This is a genomic window from Bradyrhizobium sp. AUGA SZCCT0283 (assembly GCF_018130385.1).
GTDB lineage: Bacteria > Pseudomonadota > Alphaproteobacteria > Rhizobiales > Xanthobacteraceae > Bradyrhizobium.
In genome coordinates this window covers 138,242-164,289 of sequence record NZ_JAFCLU010000006.1, presented here as the reverse complement: position 1 = coordinate 164,289, position 26,048 = coordinate 138,242, and the positions used below count along the sequence as shown (strand labels likewise).

The window sequence follows — 26,048 nt, the reverse complement described above, 5'->3', positions numbered from 1 at the left end:
TTTAAAGGCGCCATTGGATGACGATGACCGACCAACCTCAGGGCTTGCAGAACGCCGCGATCGACAAGGAGCGGCTGCGCCAGAAATATCTCGAGGAGCGCAACAAGCGGCTCCGCCCTGACGGCAACGACCAGTATCTCCGTGTCGCTGGGCAGCTCGCGCATTATCTCGACGATCCCTATACGCCGCGCACGGAGCGCGAGCCAAAGACCGACCACGTCACCTTTGCCTTTATCGGCGGCGGCTTTGCCGGGCTAGCCACCGCCGCGCGCCTGTCGGAGGCCCGCATCGGGGATGTCCGCATCATCGAGAAGGGCGGCGACTTCGGCGGCACCTGGTACTGGAACAGGTATCCGGGCGCGCAATGCGATACGGCGTCGATGGTTTACATGCCGCTGCTCGAAGAAACCGGCCACATGCCGTCGGAAAAATATGCACACGCGCCGGAAATCCTCGCGCACTGCCAGCGCATCGGCAAGCAATACGGCCTCTATGAGAACGCGCTATTCCACACCGAGGTCGTAAGCCTCGATTGGGATGAAACGCAATCGCGCTGGACCATCCGCACCAACCGCGGCGACGCCTTCACCGCGCAGTTCGTCGGCATGGGCACCGGGCCGCTGCACGTGCCAAAACTTCCCGGCATCGAAGGCATCGAATCGTTCAAGGGGCACTCGTTCCACACCAGCCGTTGGGATTACGATTACACCGGCGGTAGCCCGTCGGGCGCGCTGATGGGAAAACTGGCGGACAAGCGCGTCGGCATTATCGGCACCGGCGCCACTTCCGTGCAATGCGTGCCGCATCTCGCGCGCGCCTGCAGGGAGCTCTACGTCTTCCAGCGCACGCCGTCGTCCGTCGACATCAGAGCGAATGCGCCGATCGATCCGGAATGGTTTGCGGGGATCGCCAAGCCCGGCTGGCAGAAGCGCTGGCTGGAGAATTTTACCGCGAACCAGGCCGGCGGCTCCGCGGAAGAAGATCTGGTGCAGGACGGCTGGACCGATCTGTCGCGGCGGATTCGCGCCAGGATCATGGATCTGCCGCGCGAGCAGCGAACGCCGCCAAACATGCTGGCGGCGTTCGAGGATTCCGATTTCGAGAAGATGGAGGAAATCCGCGCCCGGGTCGATGCGATAGTCAACGATCGCGAGACGGCCGCGAAGCTGAAAGCCTGGTATCGCCAGCTCTGCAAGCGGCCATGCTTTCATGACGCGTATCTGCAGGCCTTCAACACGCCGGGCACGCATCTGGTCGATACCGACGGCAAGGGTGTCGAGCGCATCACCGAGAACGGCGTCGTGGTCGCAGGGACTGAATACCCGCTCGACTGCATCATCTACGCCTCGGGATTCGAGGTCGGCACCGAATACAAGCGGCGCGCCGGCTTCGACCTGACCGGCCGTGGCGGCGTCAAGCTGTCGGACCATTGGGCGTCGGGCATGCGCACCAAGCATGGCATCCACGTCCACGGCTTTCCGAACGCATTCTTCGTGCAGCCGACGCAGGGTGCCAATCTCATCTCCAACGTGCCGCATAACCTGACCGAGTCTGCGAAGACCATCGCGTTGATGGTCCGGCATGCGCAGGCCAACGGCTTCAAGGAAATCGAAGTGACAAAAGAGGCCGAGGACCGCTGGGTCGAGCTGCTGCTGACCGGCGCCGGCCGCATGATCGGCTCGCCGGACTGCACGCCGGGCTACTACAACAATGAAGGGCGCGAGCCGGGGCCGGCGGCCAAGCTCAATGTCGGCCATCCGGCGGGACCGATGGCCTACTTCAAATATATCGATGGCTGGCGCAACAGCGGCCAGTTCGAGGGGCTGCAGTTTCGCTGACGCCTTTCCGATTTTTTTGTTTGCGCAAGGGAGTATACAACAATGAGCCAACCAGCCACGACGGAAACCCTTAAGGAATCCCCGAAGGAGGCTTCCGCCTCCGTCATCGCGCAGCATGCGGCAACGCTGAAGGCGCTGCCGTTCTCCGACGTCAGAGACTTCGACGACGCCGTGCGGGGCTTTCTCGGCACCGTGGAGAACGCCAGGATCACGTCGCCGCAGGGCAGAGTGGTCTGGAGTCTCGAGCCCTACGGCTTCCTCTCCGCGGAACAGGCCCCGCCAACGGTTGACCCCAGCCTGTGGCGGCAATCGCGGCTCAACATGCATCACGGCCTGTTCGAGGTGGTGCCCGGCGTCTACCAGGTGCGCGGGCTCGACATCGCCAACATGACCCTGATCGAGGGCGACAGCGGCGTGATCGTGGTGGATACGCTGACCTCGATCGAGGGCGCGCGGGCCGCGATGGAGCTTTACTTCCAGCATCGCGGCAAGCGGCAGGTCAGCGCCGTGATCTTCACCCATACCCATACCGACCATTGGGGCGGCGCGCGCGGCGTGCTCGATGACGAGGCGCTCGCCGGCGGCAAGGTGCCGATCATCGCGCCCAATCTGTTCATGGAGCACGCGGTCTCCGAAAACATCATCGCCGGCCCCGCGATGCTGCGCCGCGCGATGTACCAGTTCGGGCCGCTGCTGGCGAAGGGCGTACGCGGGCAGGTCGATTGCGGGCTTGGCAAGACCATGGCGGCTGGCGCAGTCGCGCTGCTGCGTCCGACCGACCTGATCATCGCAACCGGCGACAAGCGAACCATCGACGGCGTGGAATTCGAATTCCAGATGGCGCCGAAGAGCGAAGCGCCGGCGGAGATGCATTTCTTCATCCCGCGCTACAGGCTTTTGAACCTCGCGGAGAACTGCACGCATAATTTCCACAATCTGCTGCCGTTCCGCGGCGCCGACGTGCGCGACGCGCTGGCGTGGTCAAAATATCTCGGCGAAGCCCTGCAGATGTGGGGCGGCAAGGCGGACACCATGTGCGGCCAGCATCACTGGCCGGTGTGGGGGCAGGAGCGGATCGACACCATGATCCGCCAGCAACGCGACCTCTATAAATTCGCGCATGATCAGACCATCCGCCTGATGAACCACGGGCTCACCGCAACCGAAATCGCGGAAACTATCCGCCTGCCGGCGAGTCTGGAGGGTGCCTGGCACGGCCGCGGCTATTACGGCCATATCAGGCACAATGTGAAGGCGATCTACCAGAAATATCTCGGCTGGTACGACGCCAATCCGGTCAATCTCGATCCGCTGCCGCCGGTGGAATCAGGCAGGAAATACGTCGAGTATATGGGTGGCGCGAATGTGATCTTGGCGCGCGCGGCCAAGGATTTCGCCAAGGGCGAATTTCGCTTCGTCGCGCAAGCCGTGAGCCATCTGGTGTTCGCCGAGCCCGACAATCAGGCGGCGCGCGCGATGCTCGCCGATACGTTCGAGCAGCTTGGCTATGCCTCGGAGAGCTCGACCTGGCGCAACGCCTATCTGTTCGGCGCGCAGGAATTGCGACAGGGCATGCCAAAGGTGCCGGCCCGCGCCGCGATGCCGCGCGAAACGCTGGCCGCGCTGCGCACCGAACAGCTATGGGACGTGCTCGGTGTGCGCCTCAACGGCCCCAAGGCCGAAGGCAAGCGTATCGTACTGAACTGGAATTTCACCGACACCGGCGAGACGTTCGTCCTCAATCTGGAAAATTCCGCGCTGACCTACACGGCTGGCGCGCAGGCCGCCGATGCCGACGCCAGCTTCACGCTGCCGCGCGGCGTACTCGATGAAGTGATCGCCAAGCTGACGACATTCCAGGAAGCGGTCGGCTCCGGCAAGATCAGGGTCAGCGGCAATCCGGTGCGGCTCGGCGAGTTGATGATGCTGATGGACGAGTTTCCGCGAATGTTCGAGATCGTCGAGCCGAAGCGGACGGCGGTCTCTTAACGTCATTGCGAGCGAAGCGAAGCAATCCATCTCTCCGCTCGCCGTGAGATGGATTGCTTCGTCGCTTCGCTCCTCGCAATGACGGTTGCGGCAGTCTACTCCGCGCTGCTGACCAGCTTGATCCGCGGCTCCGCTTCCTCCATCAGGCCGCGATAGGCAGCGAGATAATCGAGCGCCATGCGGCGCGCGGTGAAGCGGAGCTCGAACTGCCTGCGGATGGCGGCGCGGTCCAGCGCGACAAGACGGTCGACCACCGCAACGGCGCTGGTCTCGTCTTCCACGACGAAGCCGGTGAGACCGGGGTCGATGATCTCCGGGACCGATCCGCGGTTATAGGCGATCACGGGCGTGCCGCAGGCCATGGCTTCGATCATCACGAGGCCGAACGGCTCCGGCCAGTCGATCGGGACCAACAGGCCGATCGCGCCGCTGAGAAAGTCGGATTTCTCGCGGTCGCTGATCTCGCCGATATATTCGACCAGCGGATTGGCCTTGATGAGCGGTGAGATCAACTCGTCGTAATAGTCCTGGTCGGCGCGGTCGACCTTGGCCGCGATCTTGAGCGGAATGCCGCATCTTGTGGCAATCCTGATGGCGCGATCCACGCCCTTTTCCGGCGCGATCCGCCCGAGCACCGCCAGATAGGACGGCTGCACCGGCTGCGGCGTCAGCAAATTCTCCGGCAAGCCATGGTGAATAGTGCGCACCCAGTTGGCCTGCGGCACCGGCCGACGCTGCGCGTTGGAGATCGAGATCACCGGAACCTTGGAGAAGGTGTTGAATACCGGCTGATGCTCCGGCAGGTCGAGTCTGCCGTGCAGGGTGGTCAGGAACGGCGTCGGCTGCCGGTAGAACAGCGAGAATGGATAGTAATCGAGATGAAAGTGCAGAAAATCGAACTCTTCATCGTCGCATTTCTGCCGCACGCGCTCCAGCATCACCATATGCAGCGCATTGGGATCCCGCACCGAGCCGTCGAGGCGCAGCGCTTTCGGCCACGTTGCGTCGAGTTTCGCCGAGGTGCGTGAATCGCCGCTGGCAAACAGCGTGACATCGTGCCCCAATGCCACAAGTTCCTCGGTCAGCCAGTGCACCACCCGCTCGGTGCCGCCGTACAATTTGGGGGGGACAGCCTCCGTCAGCGGGGCGACCTGCGCGATGCGCATATTTGCGTCTCCTGTTTGGAATGGTGGTTGAACAAAGCCCTCAGCCCACGATCGACACCGGCGTGTCATTAGCGGGAACGTTCCCGCATCTGCGAAGTTCCCTTAGTCAGCACATCTTGCTTCCTCCACACGGCTGTCTTGCTGATGCCATCTGACACAAACAGATTTACAGCCGTCTCGATGCTGCAGAATTGTTGCGCAGTGATGGCCACGCGCGCGGAAACCCGAAGCGGCATTCTTCACGTCGTCGTGTGCGAAACGCGTTAGGGAATCTCCTTCACTCTCAACAGGTTTGCGGAACTCATGGACAATCTTTCAGGGTATGTGCGACGGCCGTTTCCATTTGTGCTGCGCTATCTGCGCCGGCGTCGCGCGGCCCATGTGGTCATCGTGTCTGCCGTCGCTGCAGCGGTTGCCTGCTCGGTGGGCACGCAATACGGCGTGAAGAATCTGGTCGACAGCCTGACGGCCGGTTCGTCGCACGCGAGCAGCGTATGGCTGGCATTCGGTTTTCTCATGGCGCTGATCGCGGCAGATAATCTCTTGTGGCGGGTTGCAAGCTGGACGGCGAGCTTCACCTTCGTCGGCGTCACCGGCGATCTCCGCCGCGACATGTTCCGCCATCTGACCGGTCACGCCCCCAGCTATTTCTCCGACCGGCTGCCGGGCATGCTGACCAGCCGTATCACCGCGACATCCAATGCGGTGTTCACCGTTGAAAACATGTTTGTCTGGAACGTGTTGCCGCCATGCATCGCGACCGTTTCGGCGATACTCCTGATCGGAACCGTCAGTCTGGCGATGTCCGCGGGGCTGATTGTCATCGCGGGTATCATGTTGATGGCGATGTTCCGCCTCGCCGCGGCCGGCAAGCCGCTGCATGACGATTTCGCCGACAAGGCGGCTGCGGTAGATGGCGAGATGGTCGACGTCATCAGCAACCTGCCGCTGGTCCGCGCCTTCTGCGGCCTCAGCTACGAACATGACCGCTTCGACGCCACCGTCGAGCGGGAACTCGACGCCCGTGGACGCAGCCTGCGCTATCTCGAGAAGCTGCGGCTGCTTCACGCCGTCGTGACAATCCTGCTGACGATCGCGCTGCTGGCGTGGGTCATCACGCTCTGGCAGCAGGGCGCGGCGACCACCGGTGACGTCGTGCTGGTCTGCACGCTCGGGCTTTCGATCCTGAGCGCGACACGCGACCTTGCGGTGGCGCTGGTTGACGTGACCCAGCACGTCGCCCGCCTGACCGAAGCGATCGCGACCCTGTTGCTGCCGCACGAGTTGAAGGATCACCCCGAGGCCGAGCCGCTGATCCGCAGCGGCGCCGCCGTCGCCTTCAACAACGTGGCGTTCCACTATCCCGGCGGCGCTCAGGTGTTCGAGAAATTCTCCTTGCGCATTCAGCCGGGACAACGGGTCGGACTGGTCGGGCATTCCGGCGGCGGAAAATCCAGCCTGTTCGCGTTGTTGCAGCGGTTCTACGACATCCAGCGCGGCAGCGTCACGATCGACGGCCAGGACATTTCGCGGGTGACGCAGCAAAGCCTCCGCGAGGCGATCTCGGTGGTGCCGCAGGATATCTCGCTGTTCCACCGCTCGATCATGGAAAACATCCGCTACGGACGGCCGAACGCGACCGATGACGAGGTACTGCGCGCGGCGATCGCGGCGCGTTGCGATTTCATCGAGAATCTCCCCGATGGCATGTCGACCATGGTCGGCGATCGCGGTATCAAGGTCTCCGGCGGACAGCGGCAGCGCATCGCCGTCGCGCGCGCCTTCCTGAAGGACGCGCCGATCCTGTTGCTGGATGAAGCCACGGCTGCGCTCGACAGCGAATCGGAGGAGGCGATCCGCGAGGCGCTGTCACGGCTGATGCGCGGACGCACCGTGATTGCCATCGCCCACCGTCTCGCCACCTTGCGCAATTTCGACCGCGTAGTGGTGTTGCAGGGCGGGCGGATCATCGAAGACGGACCGCCGGATATTCTCGTGCAGGGAAGGGGCCCTTACCGCGAATTAGTCGCGCGCGAAATTGGCCGCCTCGCCAGCCATGCGGCCTGATCGGCGGCAGTAGCGTTTGCGTCACGATGCGTCCATCGCAACGCAGGAAAATCGCTTGAGGTCCAAATGACGGCCGAAGTCACTCAACTCATCACCATTGAGGCTGCCGAGCAGGTCGCGGAATCGCCGTTCTACATCCCGATGACCGGCCCGGCGACGCGGCCGCGCCGCTCGCTCAAGCACGACGATACCTTTATCGTGCTGGACAGCCACGGTGATATCGGCGCCTCTGCCGGCGGACCCGATGGCCTGTTCAACGCCGATACGCGTTATCTCGCCCGGCTGGAGATGGTGCTCGACGAAGTCCAGCCGTTGTTGCTCGGCTCCAATCTGCGCGACGACAATTCTGCGCTGACCGTCGACCTCACCAATTCCGACGTGTACCGCAACGGCAGGCTGGCGCTGCAAAAGGACACGCTGCACATCGTGCGCTCGATTTTCCTGTGGCGCGGCACGGCCTACCAGCGTATCGCCCTGCAAAATCACGGCGACCGGCCGGCGAGCTTCGACCTGACGCTGCTGTTCGACAATGATTTCGCCGACTTGTTCGAGGTGCGCGGCGAGCGCCGGCCGCGCCGGGGAGTGGGCTCCAGCCGGTTGCTCGGCCCCGCCGATGTCGTGCTGGAATATAGCGGGCTTGACGGTCGGGTCCGCATTACCGCCCTGCATTTCGAGCCGCGGCCGACACGCCTCGCCACCCATTCGGCGACCTATCATTTCGAGCTGGCGCCGAAGGAAGTGATCGCATTGTTCGTCGCGGTATCCTGCAACAAGCCGATCATGCAGAAGCCGGTGCCGTTCTTCCGCGGCCTGTTGGCACACCGTCGCGAGATGCGGCGCTCGACATCAGGCGCGGCCAGCATCGAGACATCGAACGATATCTTCAATGAGGTGCTGTGCCAGGCGATGGCCGACCTCAACATGCTGATGACCGAAACGCCGCAGGGGCGATACCCCTATGCCGGCATTCCCTGGTATTCGACCACGTTCGGCCGCGACGGCTTGATCACCGCGCTGCAAATGCTTTGGATCGATCCGCGCATTGCCCAGGGCGTGCTGCGGCGGCTCGCCTTCTTCCAGGCCAAGACCACAGATCCGCTCGCCGACGCCGAGCCTGGCAAGATCCTGCACGAGATGCGCGGCGGCGAGATGGCGGCGCTGCGCGAGGTGCCGTTCGCGCAGTATTACGGCAGCGTCGATTCGACGTCGCTGTTCGTTCTGCTGGCCGGCCTTTATGTCGAGCGCACCGGCGACGATGCCACGCTGGCCGAGCTGTGGCCGGCGATCGAGGCGGCGTTGCAATGGATCGACGGGCCCGGCGATCCCGACAAGGACGGCTTCGTCGAATACCAGCGCGCGACCGAGCAGGGGCTTGCCAACCAGGGCTGGAAGGATTCCTTCGATGCGATCTTTCACGCCGATGGACAACTCGCCGAAGGCTATATCGCGCTGGCGGAGGTTCAGGGATATGTCTTTGCCGGCAAGCGGCTGGCGGCGCGCTGTGCCCGGCGCCTCGGATTGATCGATAAGGCGGCACAGCTCGAATCCGCGGCCCTGCTCCTTGCCGATCGCTTCGAGGAGGCGTTCTGGTGCGAGGAGCTCGGCACCTACGCGCTGGCGCTCGACGGCGCCAAGCGGCCGTGCAAGGTGCGAACGTCGAATGCCGGCCAGCTTCTCTTCACCGGCATCGTCCGGACCGATCGTGCGCGGCGGGTCGCGGCCGATCTGATGAGCCACAAATTCTTTTCGGGATGGGGCATCCGCACCGTTGCGCGCGGCGAAGCCCGTTACAACCCGATGTCCTATCACGATGGATCGATCTGGCCGCACGACAATGCGCTGATCGCGCTCGGCTTCTCGCGCTACGGCCTGAAGCATTCGGTGGCGCATTTGTTCAAGGGCCTGTTCGATGCCGCGAGCTACATGGACCTGCGGCGGCTGCCGGAATTGTTTTGCGGATTCCGGCGCGAAAGGCGGCGCGGACCGGTGCTCTACCCCGTCGCCTGCGCGCCGCAGGCCTGGGCCAGCGCGACGCCGTTCACCCTGCTGGAAGCGGCGCTCGGTCTCGAGTTCGATGCCGCGCGCGGCGAGATCAGGCTTCGCGATCCACACCTGCCGGACTTTCTCAACGAAGTGCTGTTGCGCGATCTGCGGCTCGGGCCTTCCAGCGTCGACTTGAGGGTTCGCCGTCACGGCGATGAAGTGTCGCTCGAGGTCGTGCGAACGCAAGGCCAGATTCAGGTGTCGATCGTATTGACGCATTAGGAGCCATGCGCGGCTCTTGTATCCAAAAGTCAGGAGGCCACATGCGCATTGGTATTCTCATCCTGTTCCTGATCGCGGGACTAGCCGGCAGTCCGGCGGCGTCCGCGGCGGAGGACACCGGTGCGACGCAGGGCAGCCGCACCGCGCCGCCGGACGCCGCAAAGGAGCCCGCGCCGCCGCCGTCGGTGACCGTGATTGGCGCCAGGGATGCCCACGGCATCCTCGGCCGCGAAGTTCGCAGCGCGGCGAACGAGGATATGGGGCGCGTCGTCGATGTGATCGTGGATCGTGAAGGCAACGTGCGCGCTGCGGTAATCGATTTCGGCGGTTTTCTCGGCGTCGGCAGCCGGAAGATCGTCGTCGACTGGGGTGCGCTGCGTTTCGGCGGCGTTGCCAACAAGCGCGACAGCATCACGCTCGAGCTGACCAAGGCTCAGGTGGCGGCGGCGCCCGAATACAAGGAGGACGCGCCGGTTATCGTTCTCGGTGCGGCCGGCCGTCTGCAGCCGTGGGATTTCGATCACTAGCGCATGATCCGGAAAAGTAGGTACCGGTTTTCCCCGGGACAAACGCGAAGCGCTTGCCCGGAGATCATGCTCAAATAAGGAGGAGCAACAGCCTGGTCGCGCGTCCATCCCAATCGTTCGATCGGATTGACGACGATCGCCACGGGCGATCCGCCGGTGGAGGTCACGTTGTGCCGCTGCCGCCTGCGCCTGGCAGCAAGCCAAAGCCGTCGCGCGAAAGCCAGCGCGGCCTCGACTGGTTCATCTTCTTTCTCGCCGACGTTCAGACCGGCTTCGGGCCGTTCGTGGCGGTCTATCTGACCACGCAGAAATGGACCCAGGTCGAGATCGGCTTCGTGCTGTCGATTGGCGGCATCATCGGCCTGCTCGGGCAGATGCCGGGCGGTGCCATCGTCGATGCCGCGCGTTCCGAGCGGCTGGTGGCGGGCCTGGCGGTCGCCACCATCGGCTGCGCCGCACTGGCCTATGCGTTATGGCCGATCTTTCCGGTGGTGATTGCAGCGGCGACGCTGCATGCGCTGGCGAGCTGCGTGCTGGGTCCGGCGATTGCGGCGATCAGTCTGGGCCTGGTCGGACGGTTCGCGATCGGGGAGCGGCTTGGGCGCAACGCCCGTTTCGCTTCGCTTGGCAACGGTTCGGCGGCGGCGCTGATGGGCGCATGCGGCTATTTGCTGTCGAGCCGATCGGTGTTTCTCGTGACTTTCATTCTCGCGATTCCCACTCTACTGGCGCTTTCCCGGATCCGCGGGCAGGAAATCGACGTGGCGCAAGCCCACGGCGCCCTGGTGCGCGAGGACCGCGATAGCGAAACCACCAGCGTTTTCCATCTGCTGCGCCAGCGTCCGCTGCTGATCTTTGCCGGCGGCGTGCTGCTGTTTCAGCTCGCGAATGCCGCCATGCTGCCGCTGATGGCCGGCGTCGTTACCACGCGGTCGAGCCAATGGGCGCCGGTGCTGATTGCGGCCTGCATCATCGTGCCGCAGGCGATCGTCGCGCTGGCCTCGCCCTCGGTCGGCCGCAAGGCGCAGGCGTGGGGCAGGCGGCCGCTTCTGCTGCTGGCGTTCGGCGCGCTGGCGATCCGCGGCCTGCTGTTTGCGGTGGTGAGCGATCCCTATGTTCTGGTCGCGGTGCAGGTGTTCGACGGCATCACCGCGGCCGTGCTCAGCGTGATGATCCCGCTGATCGTGGCCGACGTCGCCTTCGGTAGCGGCCACTTCAATCTGGCGCAAGGCATCGTCGGAACCGCGACCGGCATCGGCGCGTCATTGAGCACGGTGCTGGCGGGCTACATCAGCGACACCTTCGGCAGCAGCATCGCGTTCACCGGGCTGGCCGGGATCGCAGCGCTTGGCTTGACGGTAATCTGGCTGTTTATGCCGGAGACCCGGCGGACCGAGTGAGCGTGAGGCGCGCGGTGAGTAGCGCCGCGATGGCCAGTGAAGCGCCAACGCCGGCGACGCAGGCGGTCCATCCGAAGCGGTCGAACAGCTGGCCCAGCACGGCGCTGCCAACGAGGCCACCGAGGAAGTAGCAGGCAAGGTAGGTTCCGCTGGCAATGCCGCGGTTGTCGCTGGCGGCCTGCCCGACAAAGCCGGTGGCGCAGGCCTGTGCGAAGAACGTGCCGACGCCGACCAGCACCATGCCGGTCAGAACCTCGCGCAGATGCGAGGACAGCATCAGCGGCAGCCCCAAAGCGGCGGCCGCGAGCGCGCCCCAGATCGCCGGCCGCGTGCCAAAGCGCGCCACCGCCCTGCCGGCGAACAGCGTGGTGACGACGGATGGCGCGAACACGAGATAGACCAAGCCGAGATCCATCCGCCCCAGCGACAGCGGCGCGCGCACCAGCACGAAATTGACGAAGGTGAAGGTGCCGATGAAGGCAAACAGGATGCAGAAGCCGATGGCAAAGGCCGATCGCAGCGCCGGATTGTGCCAATGCTCGATCGTCGCAGCGAACGGCGATTGCGCCGTGGACATCGCGTGCATCGGCTTGACGCGCTGGATGGTGAAGTAGACCAGCACCGCGCCGGCAAGGTTGAGCAGCGCGAAGAAATAGAAATTCGAAGCCAGCCCGAGCGTATCGACGACTGCGGCCGACAGCAGTCGCCCGATCAGATTGCTGGCGACGTTGCCGGTGATATAGGCGGCGAACGCGCCGCCCGCATCCATCGAACTGCATTGCTCTCCGAGATAGGCCAGCGTCAGCGCGAACGCCGAGGCCATGCAGAGGCCCTGTGCAATACGCAGGATCGTGAACACGGTTAGATCGGGGGCGCTCGCCAGCAGCGTGGTGGGGATCGCGAGCAGGACCAGGCTGACGAGAATGCCGAGGCGGCGGTCGATATGCGGGCTCAGGAAACCGACCACGAGCCCCGCGACCGCCATGCCCATGGTGCTCGCATTGACTGCAAATCCCATCGCGGCGGGGGTTACGTTGTAATGCCGGGTCAGCGAGGGAAGGATCGCCTGCGTGGCGAACAGATCGACCACGGTCAGGAACGCCGTGAGGCCGATGACGAGGGACCGCAGCACCACGCCGGGTGAATGACCATGCATTTCCATCGCTTCCGATTTCATTTGCGTGGAAATGCTGGTCATGGCGCTTCTCGATATTGGTCTTGAGAAAGAAGGATGTGACGCCTGGGCGTGTGGGGCGACACGGGGGACCCCAGGCCGTCACATCCGGCAACGAGACGTCGGACGGCGCTCGTTACAGCTCCTTACATGTTGTGGTCGTGCGGATCCTTGCGAACGTCGCCGACATAGAGAATGACGGTCTCCTTGCCGAGGTTCTTCCACCAGTGCGAGGTGCCGGACACTTCGGGGCGAATTTCGCCGGCCTTGTGCACGATCGGATCGGCGCAGTTGCTGGCATATTCGACGATTTCGCCCTGCTGAACGTAGATCAGCGCGGGACGGTCGTCATGGCTATGCCAGGGCACGATGCCACCCGGCTCGATCGTCAGCTTGCGGAAGCGCAGCTCGCGATCCTTGATATTGGCCGGCTGTTTCTCGAGGTTGATCGAGCCAAGCGTGACGTCGGTGACGCCGACGGGCTTGGTGTCGACCATCGGGCGGACGTTGGGCTGCATCTTGCCGGCCGGGCATTCGCCGGCAATGGCGCCGGAGGTCGTTGCAAGCGAGCCTGCGATGATCGCGGCAAGCGCGAGACCTTGCCGGATCGTACGTGGCGTGACGGTGGATTTGGACATATCGTGGTCTCCTCTGTTTCTGTCTTTGCCTTGAGATTCGCCTTGGCCCCGAATGATCTGGCCGGCTACGTCACCACCATCAAGGAAACCGCTCGGAAGAGGAAATGCCGGTTGGCTTTTGACTCCATAGCGCCGTGCTATGCGGCTAGCCGTGGCCCAGCATGTGCTTGATGTCGGAGGAGAACGTCGGATAGGCGTAGACATTCTCCCGGATCTGGCTGGCGGTGATGCCGAAGCGCATCGCCAGTCCGAAGATATTCACCAATTCCTGCCCCGAATGCCCGACGAAATGAGCGCCGAGGATGCGGTCGGTCGATTGATCGACGATCACCTTCGACCACGCCACGGTTTCGGCATAGGTTTTCGCGGAGAACCAGTCGAGCATGTCGTTGGTGTGAACGTCGACGGCAACGCCCTTCTGCCTGGCTGCGGCCTCCGTCAGGCCGACCGAGGCGAGCGGCGGCACGGTGTAGACGGATGTCGCCATGCTGGCGTAGTCCGGGCTGTATTTCGGGCCTTCCACGATGTTGCGGCCGACAATGTCGCCCTCATAGGTCGCGATCGGCGACAGTTGCGGCGAGGTCGGCACCGCGTCGCCGCAGACATAGACGCTGGGATTGGAGGTCGAGCGCAGATGGCCGTCGATCGCGACGCGGCCATTGGCATGCTCGACCTGGCCCAAGGTGAGATCCAGCGTATCGACATTGGCCACGCGTCCTGCGCCATTGACCACACGTTCGGCCTCGGCCGCATGCTCGGCGCCGTTATGGCTGAAGACGACGCGCAGGCGGCCGTTCGCCTTTTCAATTCGCTTGACGCTGACGGCGGTCCTGACCCGGATGCCGATGCGCTCGCTCTCGGCCTGCAGGTGCGCGACCGCACCGGCGTCCATGGCCGGCAATAGCTGCGGCAATGCTTCGAGAATCGTGACATCCGAGCCGGCGCGGGCATAGACGTGACCGAATTCCAGCGCGATCACGCCGCCGCCGACGAAAATCACCGAGCGGGGTAGATCCCGTTCGCTCAGCATCTCATCTGATGTGATCATGAGCTCCGCGCCCGGAATCGGCAGCGGGCGCGGCTTCGATCCCGTCGCAATCACGATGTGTTTCGACTCAAGGTTACGGTCTCCGACGCGGACGGTATTCGGTCCAGTGAATGCGGCATGGCCCCTGATGACCTCGACATTGCGCTTTGCCATCGAGCGGGCGAGGTTGGCGGGGATGTCCTTGATCATGTCCTTCTCGCGATCGATCAGCGCTGCCCAGTCGAGCTTCGGCTTGCTGACAGCGATGTGATGGATGGATGCGCGTTCGATTTCATGCAGCGCGTGACCGGCGGCGACCAATACCTTCTTCGGCGTGCAGCCGCGGTTCGGACAGGTGCCGCCGAGAAGATCGGCCTCGATCATCGCGACTGACATGCCGGCGCGCCGGACCGGGCCGGTCACGCCGATGCCGGCGTTGCCGCCACCCAGAATGACCACGTCGAATTTCTCCGCTGTCATTGAACTAACCCCTCTGTTGGCAACCCCTCAGGCGATCAGGCCACGCCGGCGGCGCAGCCTGAGGACTTTACGCGCGGCAGGTTGATGGCGTTACCTGGTCGTGATGGTCGAAGTGATCGAGCTCACCACCTTGGTCGCCATCTCGAACTGGGCCGTGCGATCCCTGATGTTGTGGCGCCGGGCGATCCAGCTGAAATCGGTCCACACCGCCCAGACGTCGCCATGGTCGTCCTGCGTGAGCAGCAGCCGGACCGGCCAGTCGAGCCCGGCGTTCGGGTTCGAGGTGATGAACTGGGTGCCGAGCGGCGGATTGCCGAACACCAGCAGCGTCGAGGGCCGCAGCTTGATGCCGGCGTCGGCCGCAAGCTTCGACTGGTCGATCTCCATGAAGAACTTGATGCCCTTGCCGGCGATGTCGGCCTTGATGCGGGTGATCGCTTCCGCCATCGGCACCGCGCTCTTGACGCGGACGATACCATCGTCGCTGTCGGCGCGTGCGGCGGAGACGACGGGAAGGATCAGCAAGGCCAGCAGCAGCAAGGCGCAGAAATTTGCAAGGCGGTTCGTCAAATGACCTGTCATCGGAAATCTCCTGTCGATGGGCGCATGCCTCCGCATGCCTTCGAAGACAGGATGAAGGCCCAGCCGGCCCATATGAAATGCGCATTCGCTCTGAAGTCGATAGCGCTGGGCTATTGGTCGTCTCTCAATACCCTGCGGCTATCGAACCGATTGTGCAACGGCATTTCTCATTCAGGTCAGGCGGTCCTCTGATGGGGCAGCGCCCGACTGCCGGGCGTCACCATCCATCCAGAGGAATCCCCATGAAAGCCTTTTCCAAGACCCTGATTGCCGCCGCGGCGTTTGCCGCCATTGCCACCACGGCCTTCTCGCAAGTTCCCTGGGAATTCAATCCGGGCATGGCCTACATGTATGCCGGCCCCGGCAAAATGTCGGCGATGGCCATGGCGGCGACGCCCAGGAATCACGACGCGATGATGAAGAACGCCAAGAAGGTGCCGAGCAATACCGTCTTCTTCATGGACAAGGGCCAGCTCTATTCGGCCTCCGGCATGCTCGACCCGACCGGCAATTTCTATCTGCCCTGAGCCTTTGGGTGCTGAAGCGTCCGGGCGCCCCTTGCGGGGCGGCCCGGACCGGAAAATAATGCCGATATGCCGGAGCAGACCATGACGACAACGCTATCATCAGCCAATGCCGAACGCCTCAAGCAGGCATTTCAGCAATGCCGTGACATGGAAGGCACCTTGCGCGAGCAGCTCGAGGCCTACGCCGCGGCGGGGCGGGAAATCTTTCCGGCCTATGGCGAGGCGGTCGACCGGCTGGTGGTGCGGCTCAATGAGAACGGCGGTGGCGAGAATGCGCCAAGGCCGGGCGAGGTGATGCCGCCGTTCCTGCTGCCGGACGAGACCGGCCGGCTGGTCAGCCTGAAATCATTGATCGACCGCGGCCCGGTTGCTGTGATGTTTTATCGCGGTCATTGGTGCCCCTATTGCCGGCTGAATGTGCGGGCGGTGATCCAGGCCCAGGACCGGATCAAGGCCTTGGGCGCGCAAACGGTTGCGATCATGCCGGAGACGCAAGCCTATGCCGAGAAATTCAAGTCCGAGGCAGAAGCGCCGTTTCCGGTGCTGACCGACCTCGACAATGGCTACGCGCTGTCGCTCAATCTTGCGATCTGGCTCGGCAGCGAAATCCAGCGGCTGCTTTCATACCAGGACATGGCGAGCTTCCAGGGCAATGACGGCTGGGTGTTGCCGATCCCGGCAACCTTCGTGGTCGGCCGCGACGGATTGGTGAAGGCCCGTTTCGTCGATCCGGATTTCCGCAAGCGCATGGAGATCGACGACCTGATCGCCGCGCTGAAGAGCGCGAGCGAGGAGCGGTAACGCGGCGACGTGAGCGAGCGCAATGGATGGCGTTCCCTGGATGCTGTGCAGCACGCCGCATTTGCTGTGTGGTGTGCCGCTGATCCGGGGGCCTACATGTTGGGGGCCTGGCTCTGTGGTGCGCCGTCAAGCGTGGTTTAATCGTAGTTCACCTTTGGAAAGAAGTCGCCCCGGCCTTCAGGTGTCATGTCGAGAAGACCCCCAGAGCGGGTCGACGAGATCACCAGCGCGATGGTGCTGGTTGGGAGCGGGTGGGGCAAAGCTCATCTCCGAGCCCCAGAAGTGCCAGATCGCCCCGTTCTTCTTTCTGAAGACGTTGAAGATTGTTTCGTCCCAGTTGTTGCCGTCCGGGACTCGATGTTGCGTGCGCATTCCCTTGGAAAATTTTGACGTGTCACCAAAGTAGTCCGCATCATAGCTGTTGCCTGCGGTCGAAAGTAGCGAGGTGTTCCCAGCCTCTTTCGTGTGCCCGGGCGGCGAGACGCGCGATTGGTGATTTGGCGTCGATGCGGAGCGCGGTGCGTTCGCCTATGTGTCGCGCGGCGCCGTCTATCCCGTCGAGCAAGCGGGTGCAGCCCGGACACGGCAATTTGCGTTCGGGGCCGTACATGAAGCTGTACAGAACGAGCTTCACTTTCTCCGGCATGCTGGTCTTGCCGATCCACTCGAAGACGTGGTCCTGGAGCACACCGCCGAGCGGCAGCGCGCGACGCTTCGCTGCAACGGCCTCAATCTGCGCCCGAAGCGCAATCTCGTCATCCAGAAGCGCGTCTCGGGCGGCCCGGTATTCAGCGCTTTCATTGGGATAATGGATATTGCGCCATGGCTGCCCTTTCAGACGCTGAGGAACCTGTTCGAGAGTAACCCCCCGAAAACTAGAGTTTGTGCTCCTAAATTCTTCGCGCAATCCGTGGTCTGTGGGGTCTATTTTGGCAGTGTTGCAGCAGACTTGTCAGGACGAAATCCTGCAACTAAAGTACGAGGTGCGGTCGTAAGATGCCGAACTGGTTTCAACAGGGAGGGATTGATCATGGCCTCGCAGACCAACACGCAATCGAATTCCGGCTTCAATCGGCGTTTGTTCCTTGCAGGAGCCGCCGGCAGCGCAATGCTTCCGGTAGCAGCAGCGCGCGCAGCCGGGCCGCCGAATAAGAAAAAACGCGGCATTTTCGCGGACCAGGCAGGCACGCCGAAGGAAGATTTAGAGGATAAGGTAGCTGATTTCTCCTACCAAAATGATGTCCTCGCACAATGGATCGTCGATATATGGACGGGTCCCGCCAACAATCCCCTGATCACGCCTAGTACAGGGTCCATATCCATGACGCAGTACCTAGCGCGCTCGACTGCGGCAAAAGCAGCTCTCGCGGCTCGGGGCATCTATTTGGAGAAACCCATCGTAATCACGGAAGACGAGTACGATGCAGGTTTCAGTTTGCAAGACGCGGGCCTAGACGCAACTATCGGTGTCGTCTTTGTGCTGCCGAGACCCACACGTCCGACTCTTGCTGGGCCGCCCCTGCTTGAGACGGCCAAGATGCTGATGGCCATCACGCCGAACGGAATCTAGCGGTATTGCAGTCCGTCTCGGATGCGGCAGGCTGCCTCTAGCTGGGCGCGAGTTTTGGTCGCACCCAGCGAGAAACGACACGGGCGTTCACTCGGAAGTGGAGGTTTCGAATGGCACGGCTGGTCACAGAGTGGGTCAACGTCACGGGCGATATTTCGATCATCGCTCGCGAGTCGGGAGAGGTTTGGTTTCATGTCCCGAGAGGCACTGAAGAAAACGTAGATGCATTCGCGACACCGATGACAGGTGTGGGCTCGGCGGGCAGCACGATCGGGCTGCTCGACGGAGCGATAAATCTCGGATTTGCCGGAATCGAAAAGCGCCTCGCGCGCCCTGACCCGACGCTCGTCGGCTATATCGTAGCCTTGGTGGGCGCCTATCACACGTCTGTCGACACGCCTCGAAATCTCCGGCGCGCCGCCGGGCGCTTCAACGAGCTGGGGAGGCCCGAGGTCGCGGCCTACTTGGAAGAGCGTGCGCGCGAGGAGACCGGTCACGACCGGCTCGCGCTCAAGGATCTGCGTGCGCTGGGTGTGCCCGGCGAGCGACTCGTCGCTAGCTTTATCCCGGAGGGCATCAAGCCGCTCTGCAAGCGCTTCGATGACCTCTGCGTCCAGGACTATCCAATCGGCTGCATCGGCTATTCGTACTGCCTGGAACGCATCGCCGCGCTCAAGCAGGAGACCGATATCGAGAAGGTACAGGCGGTCTGTCCGGATGACGTTGATGCGACCCGCTTCCTCAGAAGTCACAGCTCCCTCGGAAGCGAGGCCACTCACGTCGCAGAAACGATCAAGTTCGTTGCCTCCCTTCCCGCGAATGACCGTATCAGGGTCGTTCAGGAGACGTACGAATCGGCATTGATCCTGGCGGAGGGATATAATCACGAGCTTCTCAAATCCGAGGCGGAGATGCTTGAGGAGCTTGAGCAGGCGCTCGGAGAGGCGCTCCCTTATCGTCACCGCTCATATCCTTTGCATAGTGAAAAGCGCGGTGCTCGGCGCGCAGCGCGAGCGGAATAGCGCGATAGTCATCGCAGTTTGGCATGGCGTGAGGCACGAGAAAGGAGCCCGGTTCTCCCATAGGGTCGATTTAGAATAATGAGGGCCGCGTGACTGCTCGCGATCGGCCGCCATGCTGGGTAGGACACCGGCCCCGGCCTCGTCGCGCTAAGCTTTGGTTGTGCCTCGACGCCGGGTAAGCAAAACTTTCGGCGGTCAAAAGAACGCTCATATCATTGTGTGCGGGAGATGGTATCGTGCGCGGGAGAAGGTTCGCTGGTTTTAAGCGACAAAGGCTCCACATGGTGGGTCTGGAGCCCAACTCCTTCTTAATGAACTATGGCAGTAGGCAAGGTCCTCTGCAATGACGAGGACAACAACCACCGACTTAGCCGAATGGCTGGATAGACACGGTCTAGGCCAGTACGCCAAAACCTTCGCAGAAAACAATATCGACTACTCCGTCCTTCCGGATTTGACAGAAAATGATCTCGAAAGACTCGGAGTATCTTCTCTAGGTCACCGCAAGAAGTTGCTTAGGGCCATTGAAGCATTGACGCCCGCGCGCCAGACCACCGGCACAATAACGGCGGTTTCAAGCGCCACTGTGCTGCCACCCTCTCTTGTGCAACATCGCGAAGCTGAATTCCGCCAAATCACAGTGATGTTCTGTGACCTGGTGGGATCTACGCAGCTATCGGAGAAGTTAGATCCTGAGGACCTCCAAAAACTCATTGACGCGTATCGGGTAGGGTGCAGCGCAGCGATTGGGCGCTATGGAGGCGAGGTCGCCCGCTATTTCGGCGATGGAGTGATGGCATTTTTCGGTTGGCCCCGTGCACACGAGGATGACGCCGTTCGTGCTATTCACGCCGGCCTGGAGATTGTGTCCGGAGTTACGAAGATTTCAGGGCCAGTTACCCTGAATTGTCGAGTGGGTGTTTGCTCGGGTCCGGTTGTTGTCGGTGAAATTGGAGAGAGCGGTACGTGGTCAATGGACGCGGTGGGAGAGACGCCGAATATCGCCGCACGTCTACAGACCCTTGCCGCTGCCAACACGGTACTCATCTCGGAATCGACGAGGCGTCTCGTATGGGCAGCTTTTGATTTTCAGGACGTCGGGCTCCAGGAACTCAAAGGTGTAACTGAACCCCTTCACGTGTATCGCGTGCTCTCGGCAAAAAATACCGCCAGCCGCTTCGAGGCTGCGCATACGGGCTCCCTTACCCCGCTCATTGGACGCTCGAGCGAGCTAAGCCTGCTGCTCGATAGGTGGCAGAAAGTCAAAGAAGGTGATGGCCAAGTCATATTGCTCTCGGGTATTCCCGGAGTCGGAAAATCAAGGCTCCTTCACGAATTGAAATCGCTTATTCAGCAGGAACCACACGTTTTGCTGCACCATCAGTGCTCGCCCTATCACAGTCAGAGCGCATTCTTTCCGGTGATCGGGCAGATCGAACAAGCGGCCCACCTAACAGCTCGCGAGGCTGAGGCAGATAAGATTGCCAAGCTTACAACTTACCTTCCGCGCTCAACTAGTAATTCCAAAGAGCCGGTCCTGCTCATTGCCAAACTGTTATCAATCCCATTGGAAAATAACCTCGAACTATCTGGTCTTACGCCGCAGCAAATAAAGAACAGGACGATAAGCACACTTGTCGACATGATTTTGGCGTTTTCTGTTCAACGCCCCACGCTCTGCATCTTCGAGGATGCACACTGGATAGATCCATCGACGCTTGAGCTGCTGGAATCGATCATCAGCCGGATCGACCACGCCCGCGTGCTGCTTATTGTGTCGTGCCGGCCCGAGTTCCGTCCCACATGGATGACCCACGCGAACACCACGGTGCACTCGCTCACTCGATTGTCGCTCACCGAAGTGAGGGCGATGATCCGAGATATCTTGAGGGGAGGGAGCATGCCCGAACCGGTGCTCGACCGGATTATCGAAAAGGCCGATGGCGTCCCGCTATTCATAGAGGAACTGACAAGCAGTATATTGAGTGCGCCTTTACGAATCCGGGGCACGTTCGAGCCCGCAGCACAGCCAGCATTACTCAGGGTTCCGGACACGCTGAGTGATGCGTTGATGGAGCGGCTCGATCGCGTTGCGCCGAGTCGCAGACTTGCACAGATTGCGGCTGTGATTGGGCGCGAATTCTCCTATGATCTCTTGTCGGCTGCATCGCGAATTGACGATGACGATATGCTGTCGGCCCTCTCGTTGCTTGAACAGGCTGACATCATCTATCGAGTCGGAATTTCGCCTTTCCTTCGTTTCGCCTTCAAACATGCGTTGTTGCGTGACGCAATCTACGACTCTTTGCTTAGGAGTAAGAGGCAGCAGATACACGCGGACATCGCGGCAATCTTAGAGCATGACTTTTCGGAGCTCGCCGAAAATCAACCCCAAGTCCTGGCCTATCACTATCAAGAAGCAGGCAATTACCAATTGGCCATTCGTCGCTGGTTCGAGTCTGGGCAGGGGGCGCTCGCGCATTCCGCCAACGTCGAAGCGATTGCTAGCTTTCGAAATGCCCTTCAGCTTCTGGACGCTTTGCCGGAAACGCCTGAACGGATCAAACAAGAGATCGACATTCAATTGGCGTTGGGAATACCGCTTATCGCCGTTCAAGGGTATGCCTCCGCGGAAACCCGCGAAGCGTTTTCGCGGGCTCGTACCTTATGCCTGCAACTCGGCGACATCCCTGAGTATTTCCAAGCCCTGTTTGGGTTGTGGGGGCACTCCTGGATGGGTGGAAAGAATGATGATGCGCTCCGCTTAGCTGATGAGTTCCTGTCACGGTCACGAGCGTTGTCCCAACCCGTGCCACTAATGGTGGCTCATAGAGTGATGGGCAGTACGTTATTGACGATTGGGGACTTCCAATCGTCAGCGAACCATTTCGCGGAGTCAATCAAGCTCTCGATTGGCAAAGGAAAACAACCCCTGTCCAATCTTTACATGGTGGAACCCCAAGCGGCCTCACTTCTGCTCCTATCTTGGGACTTGTGGTTTCTGGGCTATGCGGATCAATCCCTTTCCCGCGTTTCGGAAGCGCTTGCCTTGGGTCAAGACCTTGGCCACCCATACACCGTGGCGTTCGCTCATTACATGACTTCCGTTGTGCACCTTCTGCGCGGGGACGCCGCTCGCGCCTTCGAAAGCGCCGACAAGAGCTTCGAAATGTCACAAGAACAGCGTTTTTCGCTGTACGTGATTTTGTCGAGAATTTCGCGAGGCCGAGCAGTCGGCGACCTGGGCCGACTTGAAGAGGCCCGGGCGGAAATAGCACTGGGAATCGACGAAGCGCGGCGCAAAGGCGTCGGCTTCATGCTTCCAATGATGGAAAGTTGGCTGGCGGATATGCATTCCAAGGATGGCGAAAATGAATGCGCGCTATCGATTGTCGATCGGGTCCTGGCCAATATTGGCGACGTGACAGGTAGATCATGGGAAGCAGAATTGCATCGGCAAAGAGCGCAAATTCTTTTAGCACTCAGCCCATCGAAGATAAGCGAAGCTGAGTCTTATCTTAAGAAGTCTATTGAAGTGGCGCGCAGTCAAAGCGCCAAGTCCTTGGAATTACGCGCCGCGACAAGCCTTGCAGAACTCTGGCGGACGCAAGGAAGACCTGATGAGGCGCGCGCACTGCTAGAACCAATCTGCCGTTGGTTCGACGAAGGAGCCGAAACGGCTGACCTCAGACGGGCGCGCGACGTTCAAAGCACCCTGGACTGATCCCTTTACCTTTTAGGATCGGTGTAGTTCAAACGCAGCTTTCTGGAGTTCCCTCCACGTCGAGCCGCCTGTGTGGGCGTGCTATGGCTGACGTCAGCTTTCGGCCGCAAGGCGGACATTTCAGCCTGTGACGAGTCGGCTAACAACCCTCAGGCGCCTGCTGACTTACCGACGACTTGCTTCCAGTCGGCGCCGCGCAGCATCCGCATCACGGCGGACGCCACGGCCGTCCGTTCACGCCCGGCAACGCCATAGAGGTTCACGGTCCGCCGTGCGTCCAGCCCTTCGACGGTGGCGCGCTTCAGCGTCGGCGGAATCGACGCGGTATCGGGCACCACCGCGACGCCGATATCGGCTTCCAGCAGCTCGATCAAATCGCGTTCGGAGGCGATCTCGTGGCTGCGATCGACGTCGAGCCCATGTTCGCGAAGCGAGCTGTTCACCCGCGCGCCATGCTCACAGTAGTTCCGCGACAGCAATTGCTCGGCGCGAAGGTCGCTGAATTCGATTTTGTCACGCGTCGCCAGCGGGTGGTTCTTGTTGACGACGAGCTGAAAGTTTTCCGTGAACAGCGGCCAGGTGTCGAGCCGGTCCCACTCCTCGCTGATTTCGGCGGCAATGCCGAGCTCGGCTTCGCCCTTCTTCAGAAATTCCGCGACTTCGCGGGCGTTGCCACGCAGAAAACGGAACTCCAGGCGGTTGAACAGCCGCTTGATCTGGTCGAGATGCGGAATCAGCAGCGATAGATCGACGGAATGGGTCAACGCAATCCGGAGCGCGCCGACTTCGCCGCTCTTGAAGGATGAGGCAAGTTCGCGCGCGCCGGTCGCCGCCTCGTAGCACTGCTTGAGCAGCGGATGCATGCGCTGGCCGAGTTCGGTCAATTGCGCAGCGGGGCGCTCGCGGCGAAACAGGTCGCCTCCGAGTTCGGCTTCCAGTTGCTTGATGGCCCGCGTCAGCGACGGCTGCGTGACGTTGCACTCGTCGGCGGCGCGCGTGAAGTTGAGTACACGCGCCACCGCAAGGAAGTAGCGAACCTGATGCATCTCCATGGTCGTGTCCTGGTCTGTCTTGATCGCACCGTAACCGATCGCGCCCGGCGATGACACCATAACCACCATAGCGCCGGCCTATGGTTTTGGAAGCCAAACGGCATTTCCTTGAATGAGGACAGCCGGGCAGGGTGGGGCCGAGATGGTCAGCGGAAGGTGCTGAATCCACATACGAAAGGACGGCCATGAATATCCAGCTCAAGACGCAAGGTGTGGCGGCGGCACGGCCGCTGGCCGGCAAGGTCTCGCTGGTCACGGGTTCGACCAGCGGCATCGGGCTCGGGATTGCCCGCGCGCTGGCGGAAGCCGGCTCGGCGGTGGTGCTGAACGGCCTTGGCGTCGCGGCCGAGATCGCCCGGACCAAAGACCAGTTGGCCGCCGATTTCGGCGTCGAGGTCAGTTATTCCGCGGCCGACATGACGAGCCCGGAGGCGATCGCCGAGATGATCGCGGCTACCGTCGCCAGTCACGGGCGGTTGGATATTCTTGTCAACAATGCCGGCATCCAGCATGTCGCGCCGCTCGAGCAGTTTCCGGTCGAGAAGTGGGACGCGATCCTGTCAATCAACCTGTCGTCGGCGTTTCACACCACGCGGCTGGCGCTGCCGGCGATGCGCCAGAACAGGTTCGGACGGATCATCAACATCGCCTCCGCGCACGGATTGGTCGGATCGCCTTTCAAGGCGGCCTATGTTGCGGCCAAGCACGGCATCGTCGGCCTGACGAAAGTGGCTGCGCTGGAGACTGCGGAAGACGGCATCACCTGCAATGCGATCTGCCCGGGTTACGTCTATACGCCGCTGGTCGAGGCGCAGATCGACAGCCAGGCCAAGGCACACGGCATTTCCCGCGAGAAAGTCATCCACGACGTGTTGCTGGCGCAGCAGCCCAACAAACATTTTGCGAGCGTCGAGGAATTGGGCGCGCTGACGGTCTTTCTCGCCAGCGACGCGGCGGCATCGATCACGGGCACGGCCTTGCCGGTCGATGGCGGTTGGACTGCGCACTAGCGCCACGAATATCCAAGGGAGCGTGACATGAAAGATGTTCAGGACATCGGTTTTTCGCCGAACAGGTCGCAGGCCAAATCCGAGCCCGGGCAGGTCGTTCTGGTGCTGCAAGGCGGCGGCGCGCTCGGCTCCTATCAGGCCGGCGTCTATCAGGCGCTGCATGAGGCCGGGATCGAGCCGGACTGGATCATCGGCACCTCGATCGGCGCCATCAACGCCAGCCTGATCGCCGGCAATGCGCCGCAGAACCGGCTGTCGCGGCTGCGTGAATTCTGGAAGAGGATGGAGCAGAATCCGGTCTGGAGTTTTCGCGACATCTTTCCGGGCTTCAATGAAAAGCTTTCTTACTGGTCGACGGTGACCAACGGAATTCCTGGCTTCTTCCGACCCAACCCGCTGGCCCATGCCGGCGACAGCTATCCGTTGGGTGCGGATCAGGCCGGCTATTACTCGACCTCGCCGCTGGAACGGACGCTGACGGAGCTGGTCGATTTCAATCTGGTTAATCAATGCACGCCGCGCCTGACGGTCGGCGCCGCCCATGTCCGCACCGGCCAGATGCGCTATTTCGACAGCCGCGATGGCGAACTCGGCGTCAGGCACATCATGGCGTCGGGCGCGCTGCCGCCGGCCTTCCCGGCGGTGCGCATCGACGGCGAGCTCTATTGGGATGGCGGCATCCTGTCGAACACGCCGACAGAGGCCGTGTTCGACGACAATCCGCGCAAGAACTCGCTGATCTTTGCCGTGCATCTGTGGAATCCCTCCGGCGCCGAGCCGACCACGATGGCGGAGGTGCTGAACCGCCACAAGGACGTGCAGTATTCGAGCCGGATCGCCAGCCACATCGCGCGGCAGCAGCAGGCGCATCGCCTGCGCCATGTCATCAACCAGCTTGCGGCGCGCCTGCCGGAGTCTGAGCGCAACAGCGAAGCGGTGAGGGAGCTCGCCGGTTATGGTTGCCCGACCCGGATGCATGTCGTGCGGCTGCTCGCCCCGCAGCTCAGCCGCGAGGACCACACCAAGGATATCGATTTCAGCCCGTCCGGGATCATGCAGCGGTGGGATGCCGGCTACCGCCACACCAAGGCGGTGCTCGAAAAGAAGCCCTGGGTCGGTGAGTTCGACCCGCTCTCCGGCGTCGTCCTGCACGAGCAGATGGAAGTGATGCCGGAAGCGGCGGCATAAT

The 26,048-nt window shown here is 62.0% G+C and carries 20 protein-coding genes; 13 read left to right on the top strand and 7 right to left on the bottom strand.

The features are described 5' to 3' along the window. The first annotated feature begins 17 nt into the window (after window positions 1-17). Together JQ624_RS11165 and JQ624_RS11160 are read left to right on the top strand one after the other, a co-directional pair. Complete coding sequence (locus JQ624_RS11165) at window positions 18-1,838, top strand: NAD(P)/FAD-dependent oxidoreductase (protein ID WP_212418927.1); 1,821 nt, start codon at window positions 18-20, stop codon at window positions 1,836-1,838. A gap of 42 nt (window positions 1,839-1,880) precedes the next feature. Next, window positions 1,881-3,827, top strand: a complete 1,947-nt coding sequence (locus tag JQ624_RS11160) for an alkyl/aryl-sulfatase (protein WP_212418926.1) — start codon at window positions 1,881-1,883, stop codon at window positions 3,825-3,827. Window positions 3,828-3,922: 95 nt separating this feature from the next. Here the strand turns inward: JQ624_RS11160 and JQ624_RS11155 are convergent, their stop codons facing one another. Beyond that, complete coding sequence (locus tag JQ624_RS11155) at window positions 3,923-4,993, bottom strand: glycosyltransferase family 4 protein (protein WP_212418925.1); 1,071 nt, start codon at window positions 4,991-4,993, stop codon at window positions 3,923-3,925. A 303-nt stretch (window positions 4,994-5,296) separates the two neighbouring features. Here JQ624_RS11155 and JQ624_RS11150 point away from each other — a divergent pair, with 303 nt between their 5' ends. The 4 genes from JQ624_RS11150 to JQ624_RS11135 all read left to right on the top strand — a co-directional run bounded on the left by JQ624_RS11150 (window position 5,297) and on the right by JQ624_RS11135 (window position 11,252). Continuing rightward, window positions 5,297-7,060 (top strand): ABC transporter ATP-binding protein, encoded by a 1,764-nt coding sequence (locus JQ624_RS11150; RefSeq protein ID WP_212418924.1) that lies wholly within the window; start codon window positions 5,297-5,299, stop codon window positions 7,058-7,060. Window positions 7,061-7,126: 66 nt separating this feature from the next. After that, on the top strand, window positions 7,127-9,325 hold the full coding sequence (locus JQ624_RS11145) for an amylo-alpha-1,6-glucosidase (RefSeq protein ID WP_212418923.1): 2,199 nt from the start codon (window positions 7,127-7,129) through the stop codon (window positions 9,323-9,325). Between the two features lie 41 nt (window positions 9,326-9,366). Next, window positions 9,367-9,852 (top strand): PRC-barrel domain-containing protein, encoded by a 486-nt coding sequence (locus JQ624_RS11140; RefSeq protein ID WP_212418922.1) that lies wholly within the window; start codon window positions 9,367-9,369, stop codon window positions 9,850-9,852. 170 nt (window positions 9,853-10,022) lie between these two features. After that, a complete protein-coding gene (locus JQ624_RS11135; protein WP_312014412.1) occupies window positions 10,023-11,252 on the top strand; it encodes an MFS transporter in 1,230 nt (409 codons plus the stop codon). Here the strand turns inward: JQ624_RS11135 and JQ624_RS11130 are convergent. The 4 genes from JQ624_RS11130 to JQ624_RS11115 all read right to left on the bottom strand — a co-directional run bounded on the left by JQ624_RS11130 (window position 11,224) and on the right by JQ624_RS11115 (window position 15,153). Next, entirely contained in the window at window positions 11,224-12,450 is a 1,227-nt protein-coding gene (locus JQ624_RS11130; RefSeq protein ID WP_212418921.1) for an MFS transporter, read from the bottom strand. The two genes, JQ624_RS11135 and JQ624_RS11130, sit on opposite strands and share 29 nt — an antisense overlap. Before the next feature lie 122 nt (window positions 12,451-12,572). After that, a complete protein-coding gene (locus JQ624_RS11125) occupies window positions 12,573-13,064 on the bottom strand; it encodes a cupin domain-containing protein (RefSeq protein WP_212418920.1) in 492 nt (163 codons plus the stop codon). Window positions 13,065-13,209: 145 nt separating this feature from the next. Beyond that, window positions 13,210-14,571 (bottom strand): NAD(P)/FAD-dependent oxidoreductase, encoded by a 1,362-nt coding sequence (locus tag JQ624_RS11120; protein WP_212418919.1) that lies wholly within the window; start codon window positions 14,569-14,571, stop codon window positions 13,210-13,212. Window positions 14,572-14,661: 90 nt separating this feature from the next. Next, on the bottom strand, window positions 14,662-15,153 hold the full coding sequence (locus JQ624_RS11115) for a DUF302 domain-containing protein (RefSeq protein WP_212418918.1): 492 nt from the start codon (window positions 15,151-15,153) through the stop codon (window positions 14,662-14,664). A gap of 242 nt (window positions 15,154-15,395) precedes the next feature. Between JQ624_RS11115 and JQ624_RS11110 the strand changes: the two genes are divergently transcribed. Continuing rightward, window positions 15,396-15,680: a hypothetical protein gene (locus JQ624_RS11110; RefSeq protein WP_212418917.1), complete on the top strand. Its 285-nt coding sequence runs from the start codon at window positions 15,396-15,398 to the stop codon at window positions 15,678-15,680. An 81-nt stretch (window positions 15,681-15,761) separates the two neighbouring features. Beyond that, the gene (locus JQ624_RS11105) at window positions 15,762-16,481 is read left to right on the top strand and encodes a peroxiredoxin-like family protein (protein ID WP_249129698.1); all 720 of its coding nucleotides are present in this window, start codon (window positions 15,762-15,764) and stop codon (window positions 16,479-16,481) included. 412 nt (window positions 16,482-16,893) lie between these two features. On the opposite strand, the gene JQ624_RS39505 is transcribed toward JQ624_RS11105, so the two are convergent. Then, window positions 16,894-17,388: a DUF899 family protein gene (locus tag JQ624_RS39505; RefSeq protein ID WP_312014411.1), complete on the bottom strand. Its 495-nt coding sequence runs from the start codon at window positions 17,386-17,388 to the stop codon at window positions 16,894-16,896. A 123-nt stretch (window positions 17,389-17,511) separates the two neighbouring features. Between JQ624_RS39505 and JQ624_RS11095 the strand changes: the two genes are divergently transcribed. The 3 genes from JQ624_RS11095 to JQ624_RS11085 all read left to right on the top strand — a co-directional run bounded on the left by JQ624_RS11095 (window position 17,512) and on the right by JQ624_RS11085 (window position 22,797). Beyond that, a complete protein-coding gene (locus JQ624_RS11095) occupies window positions 17,512-18,051 on the top strand; it encodes a hypothetical protein (protein ID WP_212418915.1) in 540 nt (179 codons plus the stop codon). A 110-nt stretch (window positions 18,052-18,161) separates the two neighbouring features. Continuing rightward, on the top strand, window positions 18,162-19,073 hold the full coding sequence (locus JQ624_RS11090; protein WP_212418914.1) for a hypothetical protein: 912 nt from the start codon (window positions 18,162-18,164) through the stop codon (window positions 19,071-19,073). Window positions 19,074-19,416: 343 nt separating this feature from the next. Beyond that, window positions 19,417-22,797 (top strand): adenylate/guanylate cyclase domain-containing protein, encoded by a 3,381-nt coding sequence (locus tag JQ624_RS11085; protein WP_212418913.1) that lies wholly within the window; start codon window positions 19,417-19,419, stop codon window positions 22,795-22,797. Window positions 22,798-22,946: 149 nt separating this feature from the next. Here JQ624_RS11085 and JQ624_RS11080 read toward each other — a convergent pair whose 3' ends face one another. Then, window positions 22,947-23,849, bottom strand: a complete 903-nt coding sequence (locus tag JQ624_RS11080) for a LysR family transcriptional regulator (RefSeq protein WP_212419035.1) — start codon at window positions 23,847-23,849, stop codon at window positions 22,947-22,949. A 185-nt stretch (window positions 23,850-24,034) separates the two neighbouring features. Here JQ624_RS11080 and JQ624_RS11075 point away from each other — a divergent pair, with 185 nt between their 5' ends. Then, window positions 24,035-24,859, top strand: a complete 825-nt coding sequence (locus JQ624_RS11075; RefSeq protein ID WP_212418912.1) for a 3-hydroxybutyrate dehydrogenase — start codon at window positions 24,035-24,037, stop codon at window positions 24,857-24,859. Between the two features lie 27 nt (window positions 24,860-24,886). Then, complete coding sequence (locus JQ624_RS11070; RefSeq protein WP_212418911.1) at window positions 24,887-26,047, top strand: patatin-like phospholipase family protein; 1,161 nt, start codon at window positions 24,887-24,889, stop codon at window positions 26,045-26,047. Window position 26,048 lies beyond the last annotated feature (1 nt).